Raw genomic sequence first — 24924 nt, 5'->3', positions numbered from 1 at the left:
ACTGTCGGTGGTGGACGATTGAATCTCCACAGCGCCTGAAGAAGAACCGATGAGTTTTCTTCGCGGGCGCTGTCGAAAAGGTGTCGGCCGGTTCGTGGACGTAGTGAAGCGAATGCCGATCCCGATTCGTCCGAGGCGTCACCTGGTCGGCCACCGCTGGACCATGCCACCCAACCGATAGGACCTGTCATGACTGCGCCCACCGGGCCCGCCCAGACCGGCGACCTCCCCGACGAGGAGATCCAGGCGTACGAGCAGGAGTTCGTCGGCGCGACCTCCGCGCCCGGCCGGACCCCGCTCGTGATCAAGCTCCTCGTCGCCGCGACCTTCGTCGTGATCCTCAACGAGACCATCATGGTCAACGCCGTCCCGCGGCTGATGACCGACTTCAAGATCACCTCGACCACCGCCCAGTGGGCACTGACCGTCTTCATGCTGACCATGGCGGCCGTGATCCCGGTGACCGGCTGGTTCCTGCAGCGGGTGACCACGCGGACGGCGTACGCCACCGCGATGCTGACCTTCAGCACCGGCACGCTGATCGCGGGGCTCGCGCCGTCGTTCGCCGTCCTGCTGGTCGGTCGCGTCGTCCAGGCCGGCGGCACCGCGGTGATGATGCCGCTGCTGATGACCACGCTGATGACCGTCGTCGCCGCCGAGGACCGCGGCCGGGTGATGGGTCAGGTCACGCTCGCGATGTCGTGCGCCCCGGCGCTCGGCCCGGCCGTGTCCGGCGTGCTGCTCGAGCTTGGCTCGTGGCGGCTGATCTTCGTTGCCGTACTCCCGATCGCGGTCCTCGTCGGCGTCTTCGGCTTCCGCCAGCTCGAGAACGTCGGTGAGACCAACAGCAGCCCGATCAGCTGGCTCAGCGTGGTCCTGGCCGGCTCCGGCTTCAGCCTCTTCGTGTTCGGCCTGAGCAAGGTCGGCAACACCGAGTGGCCGCTGCCGACCGCTCTGATCGGCGCCGGTGTCGTCCTGGTCGCGGCCTTCGCCGTCCTCCAGGTGCGCCTGCAGCGCTTCGACCGCCCGCTGCTCGACCTGCGCACGCTGCGCCACCGCAACTACACCGTCTCGCTCGTGCTGATGGCCGCCGGCTTCATGGCCTTCCTCGGCTCGATGATCCTGCTGCCGCTCTACCTGCAGGAGCTGCGCGGCCTGACCGAGCTGCAGACCGGCCTGCTGGTCATGCCCGGTGGCCTGACCATGGGTCTGCTCGGCCCGCAGGTCGGCAAGGTCTACGACCGGATCGGCGCCCGCCCGCTCGTCATCCCGGGTGCGGTCGCGATGGTGGCGCTGCTGTTCGGCCTCAGCCGGATCGGCGCCGAGACGCCGTACATCGTGATCCTGGTGCTGCACGTCGCGCTGATGGCCAGCCTGGCGGCGATCTTCACGCCGGTCTTCACCATCGGCCTGGGTGACCTGTCGCCGCAGCTGTACTCCCACGGAAGCTCGCTGCTCGGCACGCTGCAGCAGGTCGCCGGCGCCATCGGCACCGCGCTGCTCGTCGTGATCATGACCAACCGCACCGAGCACCTGGTCAAGGCCGGCGAGCACCCGGTCGACGCCTTCATGGGCGGTCTGCAGTGGGCGTTCGCGGCCGGCGCCGCGATCGGCCTGGTCGTCGTCGCGATGGCGCTGCTGCTGCCGTCGAAGGCGGACGCGCCGGCGGGTGGCCACGGGGGCCACTGAGCCCAGCGGCGTAGGCGTGGGAATCCCCGCTTCAGCGGGGATTCCTGCGCTTCCTGACGGTTGCAACCGTCAGGAAGCGCCAGTTTCCGTCAGGAAGTCCGCTCGAGGAAGGCGTCGAGCAGCGGCCAGCTGACCTCGCTCGCGCGCGGGCCGGCGACGAGGCCGAGGTGGCTGAGGCCGTCGGCGGCGGCATAGCGCGCCCCCGGTACGACGGACGCGCCCGCCTCGACCGCCGGCCCGTCGGCGATGTTGTCGGTCGCGCTGCCGACGAAGAGCACGGGCGCGGTGACGTCGCGCAGCCGGATCTCGCGGTCGGCGCTGAGCCGGACGATGCCGGTGGCCAGCTCGTTGCGGACCATCAGCCGGGTGTGGATCTGGTGGTACGCGCGGCCCGGGTAGCCGGGCATCTCGCCGATGAACCCGTCGATGGCGAGGGTCCGGGCGAGCGCCTCGGTGTCGAGGATGTTGCGGGCCAGGTGGACAGCCTTGGTCAGCTCGCGCTTCGGCGCCATCGCGCGATAGCTGGCGCGGACCAGGTGGCGCGGGACGCCGCCGAGGGCCGCCGTCGGCGCGGTGACCGCGCGGGTGCCGAGGAGCCGGTCGGCGACGACGAGTGGCTGGATCGCGGGGATCTGGGTGTAGTCGATCGGCGTCCCCAGAGCGGTCAGCGACGCGATCGGCAGGTCGGGGTGGGCGGCCGCGGTGAGCAGGCTCATCGTGCCGCCGAGCGACCAGCCGACCAGGTCGACGCCGTCGACCGGGTCGCCGGCCGCGGCGTGGTCGGCCAGGACCAGCTGGATCGCGGTCGGCAGGATGTCGTCGATCCACGTCTCGAAGCCCATCGCCCGGTCGGCGAAGCCGATCTGCCCGTAGTCGACGAGGTACGTCGCCCGCCCGCTCGCCAGCAGGTGCGCCGCCAGGCTCTGGCCCGGACGCAGGTCGAAGCAGCGCGCCGAGACCGCCAGCGGCGGGACGAGCAGCACCGGTCGCGTCGCAGTGGCGGACGTCGCGCGGTCGTAGCGGACCAGGCGGCGGTGCGGCTCGTCGGCGAGGACGGTGGCCGGCAGACCGTCGTACTGTTCGACGCCGGGGCCGAGCGGCGAGATCGCCCAGGCGTTGCGGGCTGCCGTGCGGGCGGAGGACGTCAGGAGGGAGGCGGGCACCGCGACATGGTGGCGGTCCCGGTGCACGCCCGTCCACCGAACGTGACACGTGCTACGTCAGCTGGGGAAGCACGGCACGATGTCCTGGGCGCCGAAGATCCCGCCGTAGACGCGCTGGCTCGTCCCCGCCATCACGCGGGTCTGCGGGCTGGCCCAGGCGAGGGTGGTGTCGGCGGGCCCGCCGTTGCCGGCGATGCGGACCTTGCGAGCCGCGACGTGGAAGACGATCCGGTCGGCCGTCGTCCCCGGGTGGCAGGCGTTGCCGCGGCGCCTGCCCTGCGCGACGGCCTGCGTGACCCGCGCGCCGGCGGCGACGCCGCGGTAGCGCAGGGTGACGATCGCCTGGAAGCCCGACGGGTGCGGCGTGGTCGCCTCCCAGGGGCCGGTGATGCCGATCGACATGCCGCGGGTGTGGCGTGAGGCTACCGAGAAGACGACCTTGCCGTCGTGGACCTGCCGGGTGGGGCTGCTCCACCAGTGGTGGCGCAGGCCCTGCTGCAGGAAGACCGCGCAGCCCTCGCAGTCGGCGACGCGCACCACCACGCGGGTCCGGTGCGCCGCCGTCGCAGTGCCCGCGGTGCCCGCGGTGACCGCTGTGGCGGCGGTGCTGGTGGTCAGGGGGAGCAGGCCCGCGACGAGGGCGAGCAGGGCGAGGAGGGGGCGGCGGGCCGAGACGGACATGGGTTCTCCTGGGGTGGGTGCTGATGGTGCACCAGGAGTGACGCCGAAAGTCCGCGGTTGGTTGCCGGCGGTTTGTCGGTGGCTGTCGGCCGTGGCTCGGCTCAGTCGCGCGAGCGCCAGTTGCGGGCGCCGACGAGCATCATCCGCAGTTGGGTCCGGGCCGCGTCGGCGATCCGCTTCTCGGCGGGGGAGCCTGGCTCGGCGGCGATCAGCCGCTCGGCGGTGGTCACCATCGCGCCGACGATGAGCGCCGACAGGGTCTGCAGGTCGTGCTCGGACCAGACGTCGGTGCCGGGCAGGTGGGCCAGGTCGGTGGCCAGCTCACGCTCGGCCAGCTCGATGCCGCGCGCGATCGCCTGCCGTACGCCGGCCGGGCCGGCGAACCGCTCACGCGCGATGAACGCGAAGTGGGCGTGGTCGCCGCGCACCTGCTCGACCAGCACCGCCACCGAGCCGTCGATGATCGTGCCGGCGTCGTCGCCCGCCGTACGGCGCAGCTCGCGCAGCAGCGCGCGCAGCGTGTCGAGCGACTCCTCGACGAGCGCGAGGCCGAGGTCCTCGATCGAGGGGAAGTGCCGGTAGAAGGCGGTCGGCACGATGCCGACCTCCTTGGCGACCTGGCGCAGGGACAGCGCGACGAGCGCCGACTCCTCCGACAGCGCGAGCGCGGCGTCGAGGATGGCGCGGCGGGTCCGCTCCTTGCGCTCCACCCGGCTCTCGGTCATGGCCGCAGTCTACGTGAGTGAACATGTGTGCACTGTCACGCGGTCGGGTTGTTGACCATCGGGCAGCCCTCGCGTCAGAGTTTCGGTGTACGGACGTACACCCAAACTTCCGCCACGAAGGAGGCGCGATGTCCGCGCTCATCTCTCCGCCGGCCCCCGCGGGCCGGCTCGCCGGGCGGCTCCTGCGCTCGCGGCTCGCCGCGGCGCTGACCACCCCGCACGGCGTCGACCGCTACCTCGAGCGGTTCAACCCGATGTGGGCCGCGCACGAGGTGCGTGCTCGCGTCGTGTCCGTCCACCGCGAGACCGCCGGCACCGGTACGGCGCCCGTCGCCACGCTGACCCTCCAGCCCACCAGCACCTGGCGCGGCCACCGCGCCGGTCAGCACGTCCTCGTCGGTGTCGACCTGCCCGGCTCGGGCAAGCGGCACACCCGGGCGTTCTCGATCTCCTCGGCCGCCTCGGCGCCGGGGGAGCAGATCACGCTCACTATCCGCGCCCACGACGAGGGGCAGGTGTCGTCGTACCTGGTGCGCGAGGCGCAGCCCGGCACGATCCTGCACCTGAGCCAGGCGCAGGGCGAGTTCACGCTCGTCGAGAGCCCCGCGACGCCGACCAACAACCACCTGCTCTTCATCACCGGCGGCTCGGGAATCACGCCCGCGATGTCGATGGTGCGCACCCTGCTCCGCGACGGGTACGACGGCCACGCCGGCCGCAAGGTCACCTTCCTGCACTTCGCGCGCAGCGCCGACGACCAGATCTTCGCCGACGAGCTGGCCGCGATCGCGGCCGCCGACAACCGCGTCGACGTCCAGCTCCGGCACGGCGAGGCGCTGTTCAGCGCCTTCGAGCTGCGCCGTCTGGTGCCCGACTTCCGTGACACCGACACCTGGCTCTGCGGCCCGCCGGGCCTGGTCGAGCTGGTCACCGACGCCTACACCGACGCCGATGGCGTCCTCTCGCCGCGGCTGCGGATGGAGTTCTTCAAGCCGGCCGTCGCGCGGGCCGCCCGCGCGGGCGACGGCGAGACCGTCGAGGGCGAGGTCGCCTTCACCCGCTCCGGCAAGGCCGTCGCCGCTTCGGGCGCCAGCCTGCTCGAGCAGGCCGAGGAGCTCGGCCTGAAGCCGGAGTTCGGCTGCCGGATGGGCATCTGCTTCTCCTGCACCCGCACCAAGACCGCCGGCACCGTCCGCAACGTCCTCACCGGCGAGGAGTCCTCCCTGCCGGACGAGGAGGTCCGCATCTGCGTCACCGCCGCCGCCGGTGACTGCCACATCGACCTCTGAGGAGACCTGATGAGCACCGACACCCTGATCGACGAGAAGTACCACGGCCTGACGGCCGACCAGATCGACCGGCTCGGCGCCGAGCTCGACGCCCTGCGCCAGCGCGTGATCGCCGAGCTCGGCGAGGAGGACGCGGCGTACCTGCGCAAGGTCGTGAAGACCCAGCGCAGCATGGAGGTCGCCGGCCGCGCGCTCTTCTACCTGCCCGTGATCGGCTGGCTGCCCGCCGTCGCCTGCCTGAGCGTGTCGAAGATCCTCGACAACATGGAGATCGGGCACAACGTCATGCACGGCCAGTACGACTTCCTGGGCGACCCGGCGTTCAACTCCCGGATGTTCGACTGGGACACCGTGTGCCCGGGCGAGCAGTGGAAGTACTCCCACAACTACATCCACCACACGTTCACGAATATCGTCGGCAAGGACCGCGACGTGGGCTACGGCATCCTGAGGATGGACCCCGAGCAGAAGTGGCGGCCCTACTACCTCGGCAACCCGCTCTACGCGTTCTTGCTGATGACCTTCTTCGAGTGGGGCGTGGCGCTGCACGACCTCGAGGTCGAGAACATCGTCTCCGGCAAGCGGACCCTCGCCGACAACAAGCCGCTCTACCCGGGCCTGCTGCGCAAGATCCGGCGTCAGGCGGTGAAGGACTACCTGCTGTTCCCGGCGCTGACCGGCCCGCTGTTCCCGCTCACCTTCGCGGGCAACGCGGTCGCCAACCTGGTCCGCAACGTGTGGGCGTTCAACATCATCTTCTGCGGTCACTTCCCGGCCGGCGTGGCGTCCTTCTCCGAGGAGGAGACCGAGAACGAGACGCGCGGCCACTGGTACCTGCGCCAGATGCTCGGCTCGGCCAACATCAAGGGCAGCAAGCTGATGCACCTGATGAGCGGCAACCTGTCGCACCAGATCGAGCACCACCTGTTCCCCGACCTGCCCGCGCGGCGCTACCCGGAGATGGCCGTCGAGGTCCGCGAGATCTGCGAGCGCTACGGCCTGCCCTACAACACCGGGCGCCTGCACCAGCAGCTGTTCAGCGTCTTCAAGAAGATCGTGCGCTACTCCTTCCCCGGCGGGCAGGCGAAGGTCGCGCCCGTGCGCGGACCGGGATCCGTGACCGAGGACTCGTTGGCAGCCTGAGGCCCCGCGAGGGAGACTGACGCCCATGAGCGACGGACGCGACCATCTGACCCGTGCCGAGATCGCCAAGGACGCGCTCCAGGCGGGCGCCGAGGCGGCCGCGCAGACCGTCGGCGAGGTCGCCACCATCGTGACCCGCGCCGTCGGTGACGTCGCGGCCGCGGTGGGCGGCTTCGCGACCGAGATCTTCGAGATCCGGGACTCCTCGCGGCGCGCGCTCGCCGACCAGGACGAGCTCGGGGCCGATGAGCTCGGTGCCGGCGAGGAGCCGGAGTCACTCGAAGTGCAGCCGGAAGCCTGACATCCGGAACGAGCCGAGCTGCCGCGCGTCCCGCAGGAACGCCAGCGGGCCGTCGGCGGCGAAGCTCCACCGGCCGCGACACGGCAGCGCCTTGGCGGTGCCCTTCATCACGACGTCGGCGACCTCGGGGTGCTCGGCGATGCCGGGCTGCTCGACCAGGCCCTTGAAGGGCACCCGCGGCGCCGCGCGGGAGATGTCGGTGAACCGCGCCTCGGCGATCGGACGCCGCTCCAGCGTGGTCGACCACTCGGTCGACGTGACCGGTCCGCGGAAGGACATGTCGAGGTCGAAGTCGCACAGGTCCTTCGGGATCGCCCACAGCTCGCGGCCGCCGGCCTGCGAGGCGGGGGAGTCGACCCAGATGTCGGTGATCGTCACGGCGCTCTCGCCGGCGCGGTTCTTCGTGGTCCGCGCGACCAGGAGCTCGTGGTAGGTGAGCGGGCTGGGCTCCTCGTAGGAGACCAGCGCGACGCCGTACACGCCGGCGGGGCGACGCTCGTCGACGTCGCTGCGCAGCCGGAAGGCCGTCAGCCACATCGAGCCGTGCATCTTCCAGGGGGCGGGGGGATAGAGGGTCACGCGTTCTCCTCGTCCAGGAACAGCTGGGCGGTCTGCTCGATCTCGGCCTCCATCGCCGCCGGCAGGGCGTCGGTGAGCTCGTCGGCGATCGGGCTCTTCTCCCGCGGCCCGAGTCCGGCCGCGGCGCGCTCGACCGCGCCGGCCACGTCGATCAGCGTCGCGTCGCGGACGTAGGGCTGCTTCAGCTCGCGTGCGACGTACTTGGCCACGAACCGGCGCAGCTCGCCCTCCACGTTCGCGGCGCGGCTGGTCAGCGACGCGCGCAGGCCCTGCGCCTTGAGCCGGACGACGACCTGCGCCGGGCTCGGCGGCTCGACGTCGAGCGCGATCGCCAGGTCGCTGCGGGCGTGCGCGGTGATCCGCAGGGGGAGCACGACGTCGGCGTCGAAGCGCTGCTTGTCCATGCCCAGGTCGATGGTGAAGGTGAGCGTCACCGGCAGGTCGACGTGGAAGGACACCGGGTCGGCGCCGACCCGCTCTCCGGTGGCGGTGCCGATCTCGCCCTTCGCGGTGACCTTCGCGATCCGTCCCGGGCCGACGCCCATCGGGCCGACGTCGATCGGGCGCCCGGCCAGGACGTTGACGCCCCGCAGCACCCGCTCGGCGGTGACGGCGGCGGCGAAGAACCGCTCGCCCCAGGCGGCGTAGTCGATCAGCTCCTCGCTCATCTGGGGAACCCTAGTGCGTGCCGGGCCCCTGGCGCGGCAGGCGCGATCGCGGGTCGGTGCGGGGGTGGGTGCCTCAGCGTCGGGCGTGCGGCCCCGTGGCGAGCCCGCGCTCGACCATGTCGAGCGTCCTCTCGATGGCGACCGCGCGCTCGCGCTCGCCCAGATCGGCCAGTGGTCCGTCGATGAGCAGCATCGCCAGTCCGTGGACGGCGGCCCAGGGGCCGGCCTCGGCGTCCGGCCGGTCGGCGGGCGCGAGGTGGCCGACGGCGACCAGCTCGTCGAGCATCTCGCCCAGCAGCAGGTACGGCGCCGGGTCGTCCAGGTCGGGACCCACGCCCTCGCGCGGACCGCCGGTGAAGCAGGTCCGGAAGATCCCCGGCTCGTCGACCGCGAACCGGATGTAGCCGCGGCCGGTCGACCGCAGCCGTGCCAGCGCCCGCTCCACCGGATCGCCGCCGGCCGGCACCTGGGCGAGGAAGTCGCCCATCGCCGCGACCATGCCGTCCATCGCCAGCGCGCGGGCGGCGTCGAGCAGCTCGGCCTGGTTCTCGAAGTGCCGGTACGCCGCGGTTGGGGTGACGCCGACCTCCCGGGCCGCGCCGCGGATGGTCACCGCGTCCGGCCCGCCGGTCGCGGCGAGCTCGGCCGCGGCGCGGGCGAGGGCGTTGCGCAGGTCGCCGTGGTGGTAGCCGCGCTTGCCGCCGGCGGTCGAGGAGGTGCTCACGACCACATGTTGACACCCGCACACATTCGTGCCAAGTTAACGCTTGCAAAGTTTACGGGCATACACATTTCTCCATCGCCTCGAGGAGGCAGGCATGTTCCGCAGGATCGGTGTGCTGGTCACCACCCGCTCGCGCTGGGTGCTCGGGCTCGGCGTCCTCGTCGTGGTCCTCGGCGCCTACGTCGGCATCGGTGCCTTCGCCAAGCTGCAGACCCAGGGCTTCGACGACCCCGGCTCCGACAGCAGCCGCGCCGCGGCCCTGCTCGCGGACCGCTTCGAGGGCACCGCCGACTACGTCTTCGTGGTCCGTCCCGCCGACGGCTCCGTCGACAGCCCGGCCGCGACCGCCGCCGGCAAGGTGCTCACCGAGCGGCTGCGCCGCGACGGCGACCTCGCCGGCGTCACGTCGTACTTCGACACGCAGGCGCCGCCGCTGCGCTCGACCGACGGCGCGCTCGCGCTGGTCACCGCGTCGATCAAGCCGGGCACGGAGGCCGATCCGGGCGCTGTCCTCGACCGCTACGCCGGCAAGGACGGCGCAATCGACGTCCAGGTCGGCGGCTCCGAGGTCGTCGGCGAGGAGATCGGCAGCCAGATCGGCAAGGACCTCGGGCTCGCCGAGAGCATCGCGATCCCACTCATCCTGGTGCTGCTCGTGCTCGCGTTCGGCAATGTCGTCGGTGCGCTCGTCACCCTCGGCATCGGGCTGGTCGCGATCCTCGGCACCTTCGCCGAGCTCTCGCTGCTCGGCTCGGCGACCGACGTCTCGATCTACTCGGTCAACCTCACCACCGGCCTCGGGCTCGGGCTCGCGGTCGACTACGGGCTGCTCATGGTCGCCCGGGTGCGCGAGGAGCGGGCCGCGCGGCGCGACCACCAGGCCGCCGTACGACGGGCGGTCGAGACCGCCGGCCGCACCATCGTGTTCAGCGCGACGACCGTGGCCGTGGCGCTCGCGTCGCTGCTGGTGTTCCCGATGTACTTCCTGCGCTCGTTCGCCTACGCCGGCATCGGCGTCATGCTGATCACGGCCTTCAGCGCCGTCGTGCTGCTGCCGGCCGGGCTGTCCCTGCTCGGCGACCGGATCGACGCCTGGCGCGTGCCGCGGGTGCGGGGCATCCGGGGCGAGGAGGCGCCGACCTGGGCGCGGCTCGCGCGCTTCGTCGTACGGCGCCCGGTGCTGAGCGCGCTGCCGGTCCTGGCCGGCCTGGTCGTGCTGGCCGTGCCGCTCGCCGGCATCAACCTCGGCACGCCCGACGACCGCGTCCTGCCGACGAGCGCCTCGAGCCGGCAGGCCGGGGACGCGCTGCGCTCGGAGTTCGCCGGCGACGGCACCCACCCGATCGAGGTGGTGACCACCTCCGCGCTCGGCGACCGGGCGCTGGCTGACTACGCCGAGCGGCTGGGCGGGCTGCCCCACGTGGTCCGGGTCGAGACCAGGCGCGGTCGCGACGCCGACCTGCTCGCCGTCGTCACCAGCCTCGACCCGCGCTCGTCGCAGGCGCGTCAGCTGGTCGAGGACGTGCGCGCCGTACCGGCTCCGGACGGGACGCAGGCCCTCGTCGGCGGTGCCTCCGCCGCGCTGCACGACCAGATGTCGGGGATCGGCAGCCGGCTGCCGATCGTGGCGGGCTGGCTGGTGCTGTCGACGCTGGTGATCCTGTTCCTGTTCACCGGCAGCGTGATCCAGCCGATCCGGGCGCTGCTGCTCAACGCGGTCGGCCTGGCCGCGACGCTGGGCGCGATGGTGTGGGTGTTCGAGGACGGCCATCTGTCCGGGCTGCTCGGGTTCACGCCGCAGCCGATGGACAGCTCGATGCTGGTGCTGCTGTTCTGCGTCGCCTTCGGCCTGTCGATGGACTACGAGGTGTTCGTGATGGGCCGGATCAAGGAGATGCGCGACCAGGGGATGAGCAACGAGCAGGCGCTGGTCCACGGCCTGGCCCACACCGGCCGGATCGTCAGCACCGCCGCCGCGCTGATCGCGATCAGCTTCTTCGCCTTCCTGGTCAGCTCGGTGAGCTTCATCCAGTTCTTCGGGCTCGGCACAGGGCTCGCGATCCTCATCGACGCCACCCTGATCCGCGGAGTGCTGCTCCCCGCCGGCGTCCGGCTGCTGGGGGAGCGGGCCTGGTGGGCGCCGCGTCCGCTGCGGACGCTGCACCGCCGGGTCGGGCTCTCCGAGGCTGTGCCGGTCTGAGTCCCCGAAAATGCCGCAACGTCATTCGTTCTGCGGGTGAGAGCCCACAGGACGAATGACGTCAGCGCGACAGGTTTGCGACTCAGTCGTCGTCCGGGTCGTCGAGCCGGGCGAGCCAGGTCGCGAAGCGCTCGATCGGCGTCTCGAACTCTGGGTGCACGTCGACGAACTCCTGCAGCCGCTCGCCGAGCCAGGCCAGGGTGACCTCCTCGTCACCCCGGCGCTGCTCGAGCTCCTCGATCCCGCGGTCGGTGAAGTACATCAGCTGAACGCGCGCTCGATCAGCTCGGCCTGCTCGGCCGCGTGCCGCTTGACCGTGCCGACCGCCGTGGTCGACGAGGCGGTGCGGGTGATCGGCTCGACCTCGCGGCCCAGCGCCGGCACCACGTTGAGGTGGTACGACGGCCACGGGCCCTGGTTGAAGGGCTCGTCCTGGACCCACTTGACCTTGGCGTTCGGGTACTTCGCGAGCTCGGCCTGGAGCGCCTCGACGGGCCACGGGTAGAGCTGCTCGACGCGCAGGATCGCGACGTCGTCGCGGTTGCTCTTGGTGCGCTCGACGACGAGGTCCCAGGTGAGCCGGCCGGAGACCAGCAGCACGGTGGAGACCTTGCTCGGGTCGACCGTGGCGTCGGCGATCACCGGGCGGAACTCGCCGCTGGTGAAGTCGGACGGCAGCGACGCCGCCTCCTTGCGCTTGAGCATCGACTTCGGGGTGAAGACGATGAGCGGCTTGTGCTCGCCGCCCAGCGAGTGCCGCCGCAGCAGGTGGAAGTACGACGCCGGGGTGGACGGCTGCGCGACGACCATGGCCTCGTCGGCGCACAGCGTGAGGAACCGCTCGATGCGCGCCGAGGAGTGGTCGGCGCCCTGGCCCTCGTAGCCGTGGGGGAGCAGGAGCACCACGCCGGAGTCCTGGCCCCACTTGGTCTTGCCGGCGGAGATGTACTCGTCGATGACCGACTGGGCGCCGTTGACGAAGTCGCCGAACTGCGCCTCCCAGAGGACGAGCGCCTCGGGGCGGGCCACCGAGTAGCCGTACTCGAAGCCGAGCGCGGCGTACTCGGACAGGAGGCTGTCGTAGACGAAGAACTTCGCCTGGTCCTCGGTGAGGTTGGCCAGCGGCGTCCACTCGTCGGCGTTGACCCGGTCGATGATCGTCGCGAAGCGCTGCACGAAGGTGCCGCGGCGCGAGTCCTGGCCGGCCAGGCGCACCGGGCGGCCGTCCATCAGCAGCGAGCCGAAGGCGAGGATCTCGCCGGTGCCCCAGTCGATCGGGCCGTCGGCGATCGCCGCGGCGCGACGCTGCAGCTGCGGCATCACCTTCGGGTGGACGGTGAAGCCGTCGGGCGGGGTGACGTAGGCGTCGGCGATCCGCTTGAGGACCTCGACCGGCACCGCGGTCTGGGTCTCGCCCGCGGGCTTGTCCGGGTAGTCGGGGACGGTGGTCCACTCCTTGGGCGCGGACGACGCCTCGCGCACCTCGGTGAAGACCCGCTCCAGCTGCTGCTGGTAGTCGCGCAGGACCTGCTCGGCCTCCTCGATCGTGATGTCGCCACGACCGATGAGCGACTCGGTGTAGAGCTTGCGCACCGAGCGCTTCTGCTCGATCAGGTCGTACATCAGCGGCTGCGTGTACGACGGGTCGTCGCCCTCGTTGTGACCGCGACGGCGGTAGCAGACCAGGTCGATGACGACGTCACTGTGGAAGGTCTGGCGGTACTCGAAGGCCAGCCGGGCCACGCGGATGCACGCCTCGGGGTCGTCGCCGTTGACGTGGAAGATCGGCGCCTGCACCATCCGCGCGACGTCGGTCGCGTAGAGGGTCGAGCGCGACGAGCCGGGCGAGGTGGTGAAGCCGACCTGGTTGTTGATGACCAGGTGGATGGTGCCGCCGGTGCGGTAGCCGCGCAGCTGGGAGAGGTTGAGCGTCTCGGCGACCACGCCCTGGCCGGCGAAGGCGGCGTCACCGTGCAGGAGCAGCGGCAGCACCGGGAACTTCTCGCCCTGGTTGAGCACGTCCTGCTTGGCGCGGGCGATGCCCTCGAGGACCGGGTCGACGGTCTCGAGGTGCGACGGGTTCGCGGCGACCGAGACCTTGATGGTCTCGCCGGTGCCGGCCACGAAGGCGCCCTCGGCGCCGAGGTGGTACTTCACGTCGCCCGAGCCCTGGACCGTGCGCGGGTCGATATTGCCCTCGAACTCGCGGAAGATCTGGTTGTAGGACTTGCCGACGATATTCGCGAGCACGTTGAGGCGGCCGCGGTGGGCCATGCCGATGGCGACCTCGTCGAGGCCGGCCTGGGCGGCGGCCTCCGCGATCTCGTCGACGACGGGGACGGTCGTCTCGCCACCCTCGAGCGAGAACCGCTTCTGGCCGACGAACTTGGTCTGCAGGAAGGTCTCGAAGGCCTCGGCCTGGTTGAGCTTGAGCAGGATCCGCAGCTGCTCCTCGCGGGGCGGCTTGCTGTGCGGCTGCTCGACGCGCTCCTGGATCCAGCGGCGCTGCTCGGGATCCATGATGTGCATGTACTCGATGCCGGTGGTGCGGCAGTAGGAGTCGCGCAGGATGCCGAGGATGTGGCGCAGCTTCATGAAGCGCCGGTCGCCGCCGCCGAAGGAGCCGGTGGGGAACTCGCGGTCGAGGTCCCACAGGGTCAGGCCGTGCGACTCGATGCGCAGGTCGGGGTGGCTGCGCTGCTTGTACTCGAGCGGGTCGGTGTCGGCCATCAGGTGGCCGCGCACGCGGTAGGCGTGGATCAGCTCGAGGATGCGCGCCTGCTTGTCGATCTCGTCGTCGTGGGACGTCGCGATGTCGTTGTTCCACCGGATCGGCTCGTACGGGATGCGCAGCGCACGGAAGATCTCGTCGTAGAAGCCGTCCTCGCCGAGCAGGTAGCGGTGCACCTGGCCGAGGAACTCGCCCGACTGCGCGCCCTGGATGACGCGGTGGTCGTAGGTCGAGGTCATCGTCATGATCCGAGAGATCGCGTTGCGCGCGATGGTCTCCTCGGACGCGCCCTGGAACTCGGGCGGGTAGTCCATCGAGCCGACGCCGATGATGGCGGCCTGGCCCTGCATCAGGCGCGGCACCGAGTTGTTGGTGCCGAGGCCGCCGACGTTGGTGAGGCTGACCGTCGTACCGGAGTAGTCCTCCATGGTCAGCTTGTTGTCCTTGGCCTTGCGCACGATGTCCTCGTACGCCGTCCAGAACTGCGCGAAGTCCATGGACTCGCACGCCTTGATGCTCGGCGCGACCAGCTGGCGGGAGCCGTCGGGCTTCTGCTGGTCGATAGCCAGGCCGAGGTTGATGTGCGCCGGCGTCACCATGGTGGGCTTGCCGTCGATCTCGGCGAAGGTGTTGTTCATCGAGGGCTGCGCCTTGATCGCCTTGACGATCGCGTAGCCGATCAGGTGGGTGAAGGACACCTTGCCGCCGCGGGCGCGCTTGAGGTGGCTGTTGATGACGATCCGGTTGTCCCAGAGCAGCTTGACCGGGATGTTGCGGACCGAGGTCGCGGTCGGGACCGACAGCGAGATGTCCATGTTCTTGGCCGTGGCCGCGGGGATGCCGCGCAGCACGGTCAGCGTGGGCTCGTCGCTGGCCGTCACCGGGGCGGGACGGGGCGCGTCCTTGGGGGTCGGCTTGGGGGCGTCGGCCTTGGGGGGCATCGGCGTGGTGGTGGAGGCCGGGCTGACCTGCGGGGCGGGCGTCGCCTTCGGGGTGGGCGCGGGCGCCGGCGCGGCCGCCGCGGCGGCGGCCGGAGCTGATGCCGGGGCGGCGGCCGGGGCCGGAGCCGTGGCGACCGGGGCGGCGGTCGCGGCCGTCGTGCCGTTGGCCGGGGCGCCATTGCCCCTGAAGAACGCGGCCCAGGCAGGATCGACACTGCCCGGGTCGGCCTCGAACCGCTCCTTCATCTCCTCCACGAGCCACTCGTTGGCTCCGAAGTCCGCAGGAACGGGAGATCCGGTGGACTGGTCTGACGACTGCGTCACGACGTGCTTCGCCTCTTCCGATGAGCTTGATCCGACCCGCCGCCGATAGCGGGCGCTGTCGGCAGCAAGGCTAGTCCCATGCCAAGGCAAATACCGACCCTCGGTCACCCTTTGGGGCAGGGTGTTGCGTATCAGACATCCCGGTCGGGTACCGGGGGTCCGACGGAGGGGGGTCTCAGACGTGTGGAGACGACCGGATCGAAGGGGCTGGGCGGTCTGCCTGACCGCGCTCTTGATCGTGCTCGGCATGGTCGTGAGCGGGTGCTCGGGCGGCTCGGACAAGCGGCCGCGGAGCGCCCCGTCGAGTGACGGAGGCAACGCCAGCGAGACCGTCGTCACCAACGCCGCGCTGGGGCGCGTGCGGGGTCCGCTCGGGCGCGCGAAGTCGGACGCCGTCCTGACCGGCGTCACCAAGGTGGTCGACGCCTGGATCGACGCCGCGTACGGCGGCGACTACCCGCGCACCGACTTCAAGGCCGGCTTCGGCGCGTTCACGCCGCAGGCCCGGCGGCTCGCGGTGAAGCAGTCCACGGTGATGACCAACGCCGAGGTCGGCGCGGGCCTGACCGGCGTCGAGCTGACCCGCCGCAAGGTGCTGGTCGACGTCCTCAGCGTCGGACGGCGGGCGAGGGGCGCGACCGCGCGGGTCTGGATCGAGATGCGGCTGGCGGGAAAGACGACCCGCACCGACCTGGTCACCGGCCGGCTGCTGCTGACCCCGACGAAGCAGGGCTGGACGGTCTTCGGGTTCGACGTCCGGCGGGGGAAGGGAGGCGCGTCGTGATGCGCAAGGTGGCACGTGTTCTCGTTCTCGGGCTGGTGCTCGCCGTGACGGCGCTCGTCGTACCGGACAGCACGCCGGCGCCGACCGAGTTCACCCTGGTCAAGCTCGACCGCGCGCGGGGAGTCGACGTCGACCCCGACGTGGTCTGGATCCTCGCCGTCGGCGCCGACACGCGCCCCGGGGAGGACCCGCTCCACAGCCGCGGCGACGCGTTGCAGATGGTCGGCATCGACACCCGTACCGGCGCCGCGACCGCGATCGGCATCCCGCGCGACAGCTGGGTGCCCATCCCCGGCCACGGCTCGAACCGGGTCAACGCCTCGCTCTTCTTCGGCGGCCCCAAGCTGCTCGGCCGGACCGTCGGCAACCTGCTCGGTGTCCAGCCCGACTACGTCATGCTCGCCACGTTCAGCGGCCTGGCCCGGCTGATCAGCAGCATCGGCGGGATCACCGTCGACAACCCGCGAGCCTTCTCCGACGCGCACCTCAACCCGCGCGGCTGGAAGGCGGGGAGGATCCGGATCAACGGCATGCGGGCCGTCGAGTTCGCGCGGGTGCGCAAGTCACTGCCGCGCGGCGACTTCGACCGCTCGGCCAACCAGCAGCGCGTGATCCGCGGCATCCAGCGCAAGATCGCCGCGAACGCCGACCGCCCCGGCTGGATCGAGGGCGGCGTCCTCAGCGTGCTCGCCCACCTGAAGACGCAGGGGGTGTCGCCCACGGAGCTGTTCCGGATCGCCCAGGCGATCGCGCAGGTCGACCAGCGCAGGATCTCGACCTGCGTCGTCCAGGGCGGGATCGGCAATATCAACGGCGCGAGCGTCGTCCTGCCGAACGTCGCCCTGGCCCGTCGCTACGGCGCCGACGCGCGGCACGACGCGACGATCAAGCGTTGCTGAGCGCCGGGCCCCCGTCGCGTGCCTCGCGGGCGCCCTGACCGGCGAGCGCGTCGGCCCGCTCGTTGCCGGGGTCGCCGTTGTGCCCCTTCACCCAGTGCCAGGTCACGTCGTGCTCCGCCGCCGCGAGATCGAGCCGGCGCCACAGGTCGTCGTTCTTGATCGGCGCCTTCGCCGCCGTCCGCCAGCCGTTGGACTTCCACTTCGCGACCCACGACATGATCCCGTTGCGGACGTAGCTGCTGTCGGTGTGGAGGTCGACCTCCGAGTGCCGGGTGAGCTTCTCGAGCGCCTGGATGGCGGCCATCAGCTCCATCCGGTTGTTCGTGGTGGCGGGCTCGCCCCCGTAGAGCTCGAGGGTGTGCTCGCCGTACCGCAGCACGGCGCCCCAGCCGCCCGGACCGGGGTTGCCGAGGCAGGCGCCGTCGGTGTGGATGGTGACGCGGGAGGCGGGGTCGGTCGGCACGGACGAAGCGTAGATGCCCGTCGTACCCGGCATTTCGGTCGGGTCGTCCCGCGAAAGGCGACCTGTCTGCCGGGTGGGACGACCCGCGGGAGCGCAAAAATGAAAGGGCGCCTCCGGCAGGATTCGAACCTGCGACACCTGGTACCGGAAACCAGTGCTCTATCCCCTGAGCTACGGAGGCATACGCCTCACCGAGGCGTGCTCCGGAACCTTACCGGTCCATATCCGTGCAAGAGAAACCGGTGGCCCTCGATACGCTGGGCGCGTGACTCCGGCCCAGCTCTCCACCACCATCGTCGACGCCCTCCAGAACCTCGTCGACCAGGGTTCGCTGACCCTGCCCGACGGGGTTCCGAGCGAGGTGACGGTGGAGCGACCCCGGCAGAAGGGCCACGGCGACTACGCGACCAATGTCGCGCTGCAGCTCGCCAAGAAAGCCGGCACCAACCCGCGGGCGCTCGGCGAGCAGCTCGCCGCCCAGCTGCGGGAGGCCGACGGCATCGCTGACGTCGAGCTCGCCGGCCCCGGCTTCCTCAACATCACCGTCGAGGCGGGCGCGCAGGGCAAGGTGGCGGCCGAGATCGTCGCCGCCGGCGCGGCGTACGGCCACACCGACACGCTCGACGGGCAGCACATCAACGTCGAGTTCATCTCCGCCAACCCGACCGGGCCGCTCCACCTGGGGCACACCCGGTGGGCGGTGCTCGGCGACGCGATCGCGCGGGTGCTGGCGGCGGCGGGCGCCGAGGTGACGCGCGAGTTCTACATCAACGACCGCGGCGTGCAGATGAACAACTTCGCCAACTCGATCATCGCCGCGGCGCTGGGGCAGCCCAAGCCCGACGACGGCTACGCCGGCGCCTACATCGAGGACCTGGCCAAGGCCGTCGACGCCGCGAGCCCGGGCATCTTCGAGCTCGAGGGCGACGAGCGGCTGGCCGCCGTACGGGCGAAGGGCTACGAGCTGCAGCTCAAGGAGCAGCAGGACCAGCTCGACACCTTCAACACCCACTTCGACGTGTGGTTCTCCGAGCTGTCGCTGCACGAGTCGGGCTCGGTGCCCGAGACGCTCGCCAAGCTCAAGGAGCTCGGCCACGTCTTCGAGCAGGACGGCGCGCTGTGGATGCGCACCACCGACTACGGCGACGACAAGGACCGCGTCCTCATCAAGTCCGACGGCGAGCTGACCTACTTCGCCTCCGACACTGCGTATTACCTCAACAAGCGGGCCCGCGGGTTCGACCGCTGCATCTACCTGCTCGGCGCCGACCACCACGGCTACGTCGGGCGGCTGCGCGCGATGGCGGCCTGCGCGGGCGACGACCCGGAGCAGACGCTCGAGGTGCTCATCGGCCAGCTGGTCAAGATCATGCAGGACGGCGCCGAGCTCAAGCTGTCCAAGCGGGCCGGCACGATCGTCACGCTCAACGAGCTGGCCGAGGAGATCGGCGTCGACGCGCTGCGCTACTCGCTGGCGCGCTACCCGGCCGACTCGCCGCTGACGCTCGACGTCGCCGAGATCACCAAGGCGTCCAACGACAACCCGGTCTACTACGTCCAGTACGCCCACGCGCGCACCTGCCGGATGCTCGCCAACGCCGCCGACCTCGGCATGAGCCTGCCCGACGACTTCGACCCGGCGCTGCTCTCCCACGAGCGCGACGGAGAGCTGCTGCGGGCGCTGGCCGAGTTCCCGCGGGTGGTCGCGAGCGCCGCCGAGCTGCGCGAGCCGCACCGGATCGCGCGCTACCTCGAGGACACCGCGTCGGTGTTCAACAAGTGGTACGACACCAAGGAGTGCCGGATGCTCCCGCAGGGCGACGAGCCCGTCGGCCCGGCCAACCTGGCGCGGATGGTCCTCGTCGTGGCGACGCAGACCGTGATCGCCAACGGTCTCGACCTGCTCGGCGTCTCCGCTCCGGAGCGCATGTGAGCGCGCACGTCTCCCCGGGCGGCTTCACCGGTACGTCGCCCGTCTGGCTGCGCGAGCCTGCCGACGTCAACGCGCTGATCCCGGCCCTGTGGTCGTCGTCGGCCCGCAAGGACGACGGCGTACTGCAGGTCGGGGGCCTCGCGATCCCCGACCTGGTCGCCGACGTCAACACGCCGGCGTACGTCCTCGACGAGGACGACTTCCGGTCCCGGGCGCGGGCGTTCCGCGACGGCTTCGCCGGCTACGACGTCTACTACGCCGGCAAGGCGTTCCTCTGCACCGCCGTCGCCCGGTGGGTGGCCGAGGAGGGGCTCTGCCTCGACGTGTGCAGCGACGGCGAGCTGACGGTCGCGCTGCGCGCCGGCACCGCCCCGGCGCGCATCGGCTACCACGGCAACAACAAGACCGCGATGGAGCTGCGTCGTGCCGTCGACGCCGGAGTCGGCCGGATCATCGTCGACTCCTTCCACGAGATCGAGCGGGTCGCCGACGTCGCGCGCCAGCTCGGCGTACGCCAGGGCGTGATGGTGCGGGTGACCGCGGGCGTCGAGGCGCACACCCACGAGTTCATCGCGACCGCCCACGAGGACCAGAAGTTCGGCTTCTCCATCTCGTCGGGCGACGCCTTCGACGCGGCCTCGCGGGTCGTCGCGCACGACAGCCTCGAGCTGCGCGGCCTGCACAGCCACATCGGCTCGCAGATCTTCGACACCTCCGGCTGGGAGGTCGCCGCCCGCCGGGTGCTCGCCCTGCACGCCCGGATCGGCGCCGAGCTCGGCCGGGTGCTGCCCGAGCTCGACCTCGGCGGCGGCTTCGGCATCGCCTACACGACTCAGGACGACCCGGCCGACCCCGCCGTCCTGGCCGAGCAGATCACCAAGATCGTCACGGGGGAGTGTGCCGCCCTCGGCATCCCCGTCCCGCACCTGTCGATCGAGCCCGGCCGCGCCATCGTCGGCCCCGCGATGTGCACCGTCTACACCGTCGGCACGGTCAAGCAGGTCGCCCTCGACGGCGGTGCCAGCCGCACCTACGTCTCCGTCGACGGCGGGATGAGCGACAACATCCGCACCGCCCTCTATGACGCCGACTACTCGTGCACCCTCGCCTCGCGCGCCTCCGCCGCCGCGCCGGTGCTGGCGCGCGTCGTCGGCAAGCACTGCGAGTCCGGCGACATCGTCGTCAAGGACGAGTTCCTGCCCGGCGACATCGCCCCCGGCGACCTGGTCGCGGTGCCCGGCACGGGCGCCTACGGCCGGTCGATGGCATCCAACTACAACCACGCCCTCCGCCCGCCGGTCGTCGCGGTCAAGGACGGCGCGGCGCGGGTGATCGTGCGGCGCGAGACCGTCGAGGACCTGCTCGCCACCGATATCGGCTGAACGGTGGGCTCGGCGTCAGAGCGCGCTTGTAACTCGGTGTTCGGTGATCTACCACGGTGCTGTGACATGTCACAGCACCGTGGTAGGTCACCGAACACCGAGTTACATGCCCCGCCCGCCAACCAGCCGCACCGGCCCGTCGCCGTACTGCTCGAGGACGTCGCCCGGGTTGGCCAGGTTGCACGACTTCAGTGACAGGCAGCCGCAGCCGATGCAGTCGTCAAGCGTGTCGCGCAGCCGCTCCAGGCGGGCGATCCGCTCGTCGAGGGCGCCGCGCCACGAGCGCGAGAGACGGGCCCAGTCGGCCTTGGTGGGGGTGCGGCCCTCGGGAAGGGTGGCGAGGGCGGCGCGGATGTCGGCGAGGGAGACGCCGACCCCCTGTGAGACCCGGATGAACGCCACCCTGCGCAGGACGTCGCGGTGGTAGCGGCGCTGGTTGCCGGCGGTGCGGATGCTCGCGATCAGGCCCTCGCGCTCGTAGAAGTGCAGGGCCGACACGGCCACGCCGGATCGGTGCGCCACCTCGCCGGGCGTCAGGTCGTGGCTCCGCAGGCTGCGGTTGATCTCGCTCATTGACCTCAACCATAGTTGAGGTTGTCGAATGCCGTCATGCACGCGATCCGCCACCATGCCTTCGGGCCCGCCGACCTGCTCCGAATCGAGGAGCTCCCCGACCTCCTGCCCGCGCCCGGGCAGCTGCGCGTCGCCGTCCACGCGGCGGGGGTGCACCTGCTCGACACGTCGATCCGGTCCGGCGAGTCGTTCGGCGCCGGGGAGCCGCCGGAGCTTCCGGTCGTCCCGGGGCGCGAGGTCGCCGGCGTCGTCGACCGGGTCGGCGCCGACGTCGACCCCAGCTGGCTGGGACGACGGGTGGTCGCGCACCTCGGCTTCGCCGGCGGTGGGTACGCCGACCAGGCCGTCGTCGACGCCGCCCGCGCGCACGTCCTGCCCGACGGCCTGGACGAGCCGACCGCGGTCGCCGCGATCGGCACCGGCCGGACGGCCGCCGGGATCCTCGACCTCGCCGGCATCGCCGCCGAGGAGCGGGTCGCGGTCACCTCCGCGGCCGGCGGCCTCGGCGTGCTGCTGCTCCAGGGAGTCCGCAACGCCGGCGCCTCGGCGCTCGGGGTGGCGGGCGGTCCGGACAAGCTCGCCGTCGCCACCAAGTACGGCGCCGACCCGGCCCTCGACCGCCACGACCCGGCCTGGCCGGCCCAGGTCGGCGAGCTCGACGTCGTCCTCGACGGCGTGGGCGGCGAGGTCGGGCAGGCGCTCTACGACCGGCTCGCGCCCGGCGGCCGGCTGGTCCGGTACGGCTGGGCGTCCGGCGTCCAGAACGCCTACGACGACCCACAGCGGCGGGTCGTCGACGTCCTCGGCCCGCCGATCATGAGCCGGCTCGCGGAGTTCGAGGCCGACGCGCTGGCGGCGGCGACCGACGGCTCCCGCGTCCCGTACGTCGGCGCGGTGTTCCCGCTCGCCGAGGCGGCCGCCGCGCACCGGGCGCTCGAGGCCGGCGCGACCGTCGGCAAGGTGGTCCTGCTCGTCGACCGGCCCGCCCGGTGACGGCGTACGCGGAGGCCACAGTCGACTCGCCGTGGCGGGGGCGGCATGGCCGGACCACCGTCGGCGTCTTCGCGTTGGCCTTCCTCTTCGCCTTCGAGGCGCTCGCGGTTGCGACCGTGATGCCGGACGTCGCGGCCGCCCTCGACGGCCTGCGCTGGTACGCCGTCGCCTTCGCCGCTCCGCTCGCCGCCTCGGTCGTCGCGGTGGCCGTCGCGGGCGCTCAGGTCGACCGCCTCGGCCCCGGTCCGGCGATGCGCCGTGGCCTCGTGCTCTTCTGCGGCGGCGTGGTGCTCGCGGGTCTGGCGCCGACGATGCCACTGTTCCTCCTCGGCCGCCTCGTCCACGGGTTCGGCGGTGGCGTCCTCGGCGTCGCGCTCTACGTCCTCATCGCGCAGGCCTACCCGGAGCGGCTGCGGCCGCAGGTGTTCGCCGTCCTGACCATGGGGTGGGTGCTGCCGGCGCTGGTCGGGCCGGTGATCGCCGCGCACGTCGCCGACGCGTTCGGCTGGCGCTGGGTCTTCCTCGGCGTCCCGGTCTTCGCGGTCGCGGCCTGGCTGCTCGTCGCCGACGCGCCGTCGCGGGCGGGAGGCGCGACCGAGCGCCGACCCGGGCGGATGCGGCTGTCCTTCCTCGCCGCCGGGGGAGTGCTCCTGGTCAGCGTCGCCGGCCAGCGCGCCGTCCCGGCCTGGCCCCTGGTGGCGATCGTCGGCGTGGTCGCGATCGGCCTCGGCGGCGCCCGGCTGCTGCCGCCGGGCGCCTGGTCGCTGCGCCCCGGACTGCCCGCCGTCCTCGGCGCCCGCGCCGGCGTCGGTACGGCGTTCGCGGCCGCCGAGATCTACATCCCGCTCCTGCTCACGCTCGACCGCGGCCTCACCCTGACCGAGGCGGGCTGGGTGCTCACCGTCGGCGCGCTCACCTGGTCGTCGGGCGCCGTGCTGTCCGCCCGCTGGCGACGGCTGGCGGACCCGCCGGGTCGCGTCCGCCTCGGCGCCGCGCTCGTCGCCGTCGGGATCGGAACCTTCGCGACGGTCGCGGTGCCCGGAGTGCCGCTCGCCGTACCGATCGTCGGGTGGGGGATGGCCGGCTTCGGGATCGGCATGGCGTTCTCGACGCTGTCGGTGCTCGCGCTCGCGACCGCCGCGCCCGGCGAGGAGGGGCGGGCGTCGTCCGCGCTCCAGCTCAACGACTACCTCACCAACAGCGCGGGCGTGGCGCTCGGCAGTGTCGTCTTCGCCGGTTTCGCGGACACCGCCCCGGTCGCCGCGGCCACCGGACTGGTCGTCGCGGCGGCCGTCGTCGGGGCGCTCGCGCTGGTGCCGGCGTCACGTCTGCGGGCCTGACCCGAGCGTGACCCGGGCCGTGAGAGAGCCGCAAGGTGTCCGCCATTCGCAGCGGGTGGCCGGACGGATCGCCTCCGCCGATACCCTTGCCTCGTGAACAGTCCTCTCAAGGTTGCCGTGCTCGGCTGCGGTTCCGTCGGGTCGCAGGTGGTGCGGCTCCTCGGCGAGCAGGCCGACGACCTGGCGGCCCGGGTCGGGGCTCGTGTGGAGCTGGTCGGCGTCGCCGTACGACGTCTCGACGCGCCGCGCGAGGTCGACGTCCCGGCCGATCTGCTCACCACCGACGCCGCGGCGCTCGTCGCCCGCGAGGACGTCGACGTCGTGATCGAGGTGATCGGCGGCATCGAGCCGGCCCGGACGCTCATCCTGTCCGCGCTCGAGAACGGCGCCTCGGTGGTCACCGCCAACAAGGCGCTGCTCGCCGAGGACGGCCCGACGCTGTTCCAGGCCGCCGAGAAGGCCGGCCGCGACCTCTACTACGAGGCCGCCGTCGCGGGCGCGATCCCGATCCTGCGGCCGCTGCGCGAGTCGCTCGCCGGCGACAAGGTCACCCGCGTGCTCGGCATCGTCAACGGCACCACCAACTTCATCCTCGACAAGATGGACACCTCGGGCGCCGGCTTCGCCGATGCGCTCGAGGAGGCGCAGGCACTCGGCTACGCCGAGGCCGACCCGACCGCCGACGTCGAGGGCTTCGACGCCGCGGCCAAGGCCGCGATCCTGGCCAGCCTGGCGTTCCACTCGCGGGTGACCGCGGCCGACGTCCACCGCGAGGGCATCGTCGACGTGAGCGCCGGCGACGTCCGCTCCGCGCGTGAGATGAACAGCGTCGTCAAGCTGCTCGCGATCGCCGAGCTGCGCAAGGGCGACGGCGACGAGGAGGCGGTCAGCGTCCGCGTCCACCCGGCGATGATCCCGCGCTCCCACCCGCTGGCGAGCGTCCGCGAGGCCTACAACGCGGTCTTCGTCGAGTCCGAGGCCGCCGGCCAGCTCATGTTCTACGGTCCCGGCGCGGGTGGCTCGCCGACCGCGAGCGCCGTCCTCGGCGACCTCGTCACGGTGGCCCGCAACCACCGTCAGGGCACGCGCGGCGTCGGCGAGTCGGCCTACGCCGACCGCGCGGTGCTGCCGATGGGCGAGACCCGCACCCGCTACCACGTCGCCATCGACGTCGACGACAAGGCGGGCGTGCTCGCGGCGGTGGCGCTCGCCTTCGCCGAGCACGGCGTCTCCATCCAGACCGTTCGCCAGGAGGGCCGGGGCGACGACGCCCAGCTCGTCGTCGTCTCGCACGAGGCCACGGACGCGGCGCTGGCCGCGACCGTCGACCACCTGCGTGACATGGACATCGTGCGCGAGGTCACCTCGGTGATGCGCGTCGAGGGAACCGAAGAGTGAG

The 24924-nt window shown here is 71.9% G+C and carries 22 protein-coding genes and 1 tRNA gene; 12 read left to right on the top strand and 11 right to left on the bottom strand.

Annotation, left to right across the window (positions count from 1 at the left end; translation table 11 throughout):
* Positions 1 to 189: 189 nt before the first annotated feature.
* Complete coding sequence (locus AB4880_RS13980; RefSeq protein ID WP_367919823.1) at positions 190 to 1689, top strand: MDR family MFS transporter; 1500 nt, start codon at positions 190 to 192, stop codon at positions 1687 to 1689.
* 89 nt (positions 1690 to 1778) lie between these two features.
* Here AB4880_RS13980 and AB4880_RS13975 read toward each other — a convergent pair whose 3' ends face one another.
* The 3 genes from AB4880_RS13975 to AB4880_RS13965 all read right to left on the bottom strand — a co-directional run bounded on the left by AB4880_RS13975 (position 1779) and on the right by AB4880_RS13965 (position 4258).
* Positions 1779 to 2852 carry an alpha/beta hydrolase gene (locus tag AB4880_RS13975; RefSeq protein ID WP_367919822.1) on the bottom strand — a complete coding sequence of 358 codons (1074 nt, stop codon included), beginning with the start codon at positions 2850 to 2852 and terminating at the stop codon, positions 1779 to 1781.
* 57 nt (positions 2853 to 2909) lie between these two features.
* Positions 2910 to 3533, bottom strand: coding sequence for a hypothetical protein (locus tag AB4880_RS13970; RefSeq protein ID WP_367919821.1), 624 nt, complete (start codon positions 3531 to 3533; stop codon positions 2910 to 2912).
* A 101-nt stretch (positions 3534 to 3634) separates the two neighbouring features.
* Positions 3635 to 4258 carry a TetR family transcriptional regulator gene (locus AB4880_RS13965; RefSeq protein WP_367919820.1) on the bottom strand — a complete coding sequence of 208 codons (624 nt, stop codon included), beginning with the start codon at positions 4256 to 4258 and terminating at the stop codon, positions 3635 to 3637.
* 128 nt (positions 4259 to 4386) lie between these two features.
* On the opposite strand from AB4880_RS13965, the gene AB4880_RS13960 reads away from it, so the two are divergent.
* From AB4880_RS13960 to AB4880_RS13950, 3 genes are read left to right on the top strand one after another with little or no spacing between them, the layout of a single operon-like run.
* Positions 4387 to 5547, top strand: coding sequence for a flavin reductase family protein (locus tag AB4880_RS13960; protein ID WP_367919819.1), 1161 nt, complete (start codon positions 4387 to 4389; stop codon positions 5545 to 5547).
* A 9-nt stretch (positions 5548 to 5556) separates the two neighbouring features.
* On the top strand, positions 5557 to 6690 hold the full coding sequence (locus AB4880_RS13955; RefSeq protein ID WP_367919818.1) for a fatty acid desaturase family protein: 1134 nt from the start codon (positions 5557 to 5559) through the stop codon (positions 6688 to 6690).
* Between the two features lie 25 nt (positions 6691 to 6715).
* Positions 6716 to 6991 (top strand): hypothetical protein, encoded by a 276-nt coding sequence (locus AB4880_RS13950; protein WP_367919817.1) that lies wholly within the window; start codon positions 6716 to 6718, stop codon positions 6989 to 6991.
* Here the strand turns inward: AB4880_RS13950 and AB4880_RS13945 are convergent.
* The 3 genes from AB4880_RS13945 to AB4880_RS13935 form a co-directional block, all read right to left on the bottom strand.
* On the bottom strand, positions 6965 to 7570 hold the full coding sequence (locus AB4880_RS13945; protein ID WP_367919816.1) for an acetoacetate decarboxylase family protein: 606 nt from the start codon (positions 7568 to 7570) through the stop codon (positions 6965 to 6967). The two genes, AB4880_RS13950 and AB4880_RS13945, sit on opposite strands and share 27 nt — an antisense overlap.
* Positions 7567 to 8238, bottom strand: coding sequence for a hypothetical protein (locus tag AB4880_RS13940; RefSeq protein WP_367919815.1), 672 nt, complete (start codon positions 8236 to 8238; stop codon positions 7567 to 7569). The genes AB4880_RS13945 and AB4880_RS13940 overlap by 4 nt, the downstream gene beginning before the upstream one ends.
* A 73-nt stretch (positions 8239 to 8311) precedes the next feature.
* The gene (locus tag AB4880_RS13935; protein ID WP_367919814.1) at positions 8312 to 8962 is read right to left on the bottom strand and encodes a TetR/AcrR family transcriptional regulator; all 651 of its coding nucleotides are present in this window, start codon (positions 8960 to 8962) and stop codon (positions 8312 to 8314) included.
* Positions 8963 to 9056: 94 nt separating this feature from the next.
* On the opposite strand from AB4880_RS13935, the gene AB4880_RS13930 reads away from it, so the two are divergent.
* Positions 9057 to 11162 (top strand): MMPL family transporter, encoded by a 2106-nt coding sequence (locus tag AB4880_RS13930; RefSeq protein WP_367919813.1) that lies wholly within the window; start codon positions 9057 to 9059, stop codon positions 11160 to 11162.
* An 82-nt stretch (positions 11163 to 11244) separates the two neighbouring features.
* Here the strand turns inward: AB4880_RS13930 and AB4880_RS13925 are convergent, their stop codons facing one another.
* A complete protein-coding gene (locus tag AB4880_RS13925) occupies positions 11245 to 11424 on the bottom strand; it encodes a DUF6104 family protein (protein WP_367919812.1) in 180 nt (59 codons plus the stop codon).
* Positions 11424 to 15080, bottom strand: coding sequence for a multifunctional oxoglutarate decarboxylase/oxoglutarate dehydrogenase thiamine pyrophosphate-binding subunit/dihydrolipoyllysine-residue succinyltransferase subunit (locus AB4880_RS13920; protein WP_437440504.1), 3657 nt, complete (start codon positions 15078 to 15080; stop codon positions 11424 to 11426). Before AB4880_RS13920 ends, AB4880_RS13925 begins: the two co-directional genes overlap by 1 nt.
* 325 nt (positions 15081 to 15405) lie before the next feature.
* On the opposite strand from AB4880_RS13920, the gene AB4880_RS13915 reads away from it, so the two are divergent.
* A complete protein-coding gene (locus AB4880_RS13915; RefSeq protein ID WP_367919810.1) occupies positions 15406 to 15942 on the top strand; it encodes a hypothetical protein in 537 nt (178 codons plus the stop codon).
* Positions 15942 to 16841 carry an LCP family protein gene (locus AB4880_RS13910; protein ID WP_367919809.1) on the top strand — a complete coding sequence of 300 codons (900 nt, stop codon included), beginning with the start codon at positions 15942 to 15944 and terminating at the stop codon, positions 16839 to 16841. Before AB4880_RS13915 ends, AB4880_RS13910 begins: the two co-directional genes overlap by 1 nt.
* Here AB4880_RS13910 and rnhA read toward each other — a convergent pair.
* Positions 16828 to 17304, bottom strand: a complete 477-nt coding sequence (gene rnhA / locus AB4880_RS13905; protein WP_367919808.1) for a ribonuclease HI — start codon at positions 17302 to 17304, stop codon at positions 16828 to 16830. The two genes, AB4880_RS13910 and rnhA, sit on opposite strands and share 14 nt — an antisense overlap.
* Positions 17305 to 17412: 108 nt before the next feature.
* A tRNA-Arg gene (locus AB4880_RS13900) sits at positions 17413 to 17485 on the bottom strand.
* 84 nt (positions 17486 to 17569) lie between these two features.
* Between AB4880_RS13900 and argS the strand changes: the two genes are divergently transcribed.
* Both argS and lysA read left to right on the top strand, forming a co-directional pair.
* Entirely contained in the window at positions 17570 to 19237 is a 1668-nt protein-coding gene (gene argS, locus AB4880_RS13895) for an arginine--tRNA ligase (protein WP_367919807.1), read from the top strand.
* Complete coding sequence (gene lysA, locus AB4880_RS13890; RefSeq protein WP_367919806.1) at positions 19234 to 20619, top strand: diaminopimelate decarboxylase; 1386 nt, start codon at positions 19234 to 19236, stop codon at positions 20617 to 20619. Before argS ends, lysA begins: the two co-directional genes overlap by 4 nt.
* A 102-nt stretch (positions 20620 to 20721) precedes the next feature.
* Here the strand turns inward: lysA and soxR are convergent, their stop codons facing one another.
* Positions 20722 to 21192: a redox-sensitive transcriptional activator SoxR gene (gene soxR / locus AB4880_RS13885; RefSeq protein ID WP_367919805.1), complete on the bottom strand. Its 471-nt coding sequence runs from the start codon at positions 21190 to 21192 to the stop codon at positions 20722 to 20724.
* Between the two features lie 36 nt (positions 21193 to 21228).
* Between soxR and AB4880_RS13880 the strand changes: the two genes are divergently transcribed.
* The 3 genes from AB4880_RS13880 to AB4880_RS13870 all read left to right on the top strand — a co-directional run bounded on the left by AB4880_RS13880 (position 21229) and on the right by AB4880_RS13870 (position 24923).
* Entirely contained in the window at positions 21229 to 22185 is a 957-nt protein-coding gene (locus tag AB4880_RS13880; RefSeq protein ID WP_367919804.1) for a zinc-binding dehydrogenase, read from the top strand.
* Positions 22182 to 23525, top strand: coding sequence for an MFS transporter (locus AB4880_RS13875; protein WP_367919803.1), 1344 nt, complete (start codon positions 22182 to 22184; stop codon positions 23523 to 23525). The genes AB4880_RS13880 and AB4880_RS13875 overlap by 4 nt, the downstream gene beginning before the upstream one ends.
* Positions 23526 to 23618: 93 nt before the next feature.
* Entirely contained in the window at positions 23619 to 24923 is a 1305-nt protein-coding gene (locus AB4880_RS13870) for a homoserine dehydrogenase (RefSeq protein ID WP_367919802.1), read from the top strand.
* Position 24924 lies beyond the last annotated feature (1 nt).

This window comes from Nocardioides ginsengisoli (assembly GCF_039537225.1).
GTDB classification, from domain to species: domain Bacteria; phylum Actinomycetota; class Actinomycetes; order Propionibacteriales; family Nocardioidaceae; genus Nocardioides; species Nocardioides ginsengisoli.
The sequence above is the reverse complement of the archived record's forward strand: the minus strand, read 5'-3'. Positions and strand labels throughout refer to the sequence as shown.

Coding starts and splice junctions, on each gene's coding strand:
- AB4880_RS13980 (WP_367919823.1), top strand. CDS start 190: ATGACTGCGCCCACCGGGCCCGCCCAGACCGGCGACCTCCCCGACGAG.
- AB4880_RS13970 (WP_367919821.1), bottom strand. CDS start 3,533: ATGTCCGTCTCGGCCCGCCGCCCCCTCCTCGCCCTGCTCGCCCTCGTC.
- AB4880_RS13965 (WP_367919820.1), bottom strand. CDS start 4,258: ATGACCGAGAGCCGGGTGGAGCGCAAGGAGCGGACCCGCCGCGCCATC.
- AB4880_RS13960 (WP_367919819.1), top strand. CDS start 4,387: ATGTCCGCGCTCATCTCTCCGCCGGCCCCCGCGGGCCGGCTCGCCGGG.
- AB4880_RS13955 (WP_367919818.1), top strand. CDS start 5,557: ATGAGCACCGACACCCTGATCGACGAGAAGTACCACGGCCTGACGGCC.
- AB4880_RS13950 (WP_367919817.1), top strand. CDS start 6,716: ATGAGCGACGGACGCGACCATCTGACCCGTGCCGAGATCGCCAAGGAC.
- AB4880_RS13940 (WP_367919815.1), bottom strand. CDS start 8,238: ATGAGCGAGGAGCTGATCGACTACGCCGCCTGGGGCGAGCGGTTCTTC.
- AB4880_RS13930 (WP_367919813.1), top strand. CDS start 9,057: ATGTTCCGCAGGATCGGTGTGCTGGTCACCACCCGCTCGCGCTGGGTG.
- AB4880_RS13925 (WP_367919812.1), bottom strand. CDS start 11,424: ATGTACTTCACCGACCGCGGGATCGAGGAGCTCGAGCAGCGCCGGGGT.
- AB4880_RS13920 (WP_437440504.1), bottom strand. CDS start 15,080: ATGAAGGAGCGGTTCGAGGCCGACCCGGGCAGTGTCGATCCTGCCTGG.
- AB4880_RS13915 (WP_367919810.1), top strand. CDS start 15,406: ATGGTCGTGAGCGGGTGCTCGGGCGGCTCGGACAAGCGGCCGCGGAGC.
- AB4880_RS13910 (WP_367919809.1), top strand. CDS start 15,942: ATGCGCAAGGTGGCACGTGTTCTCGTTCTCGGGCTGGTGCTCGCCGTG.
- soxR (WP_367919805.1), bottom strand. CDS start 21,192: ATGAGCGAGATCAACCGCAGCCTGCGGAGCCACGACCTGACGCCCGGC.
- AB4880_RS13880 (WP_367919804.1), top strand. CDS start 21,229: ATGCACGCGATCCGCCACCATGCCTTCGGGCCCGCCGACCTGCTCCGA.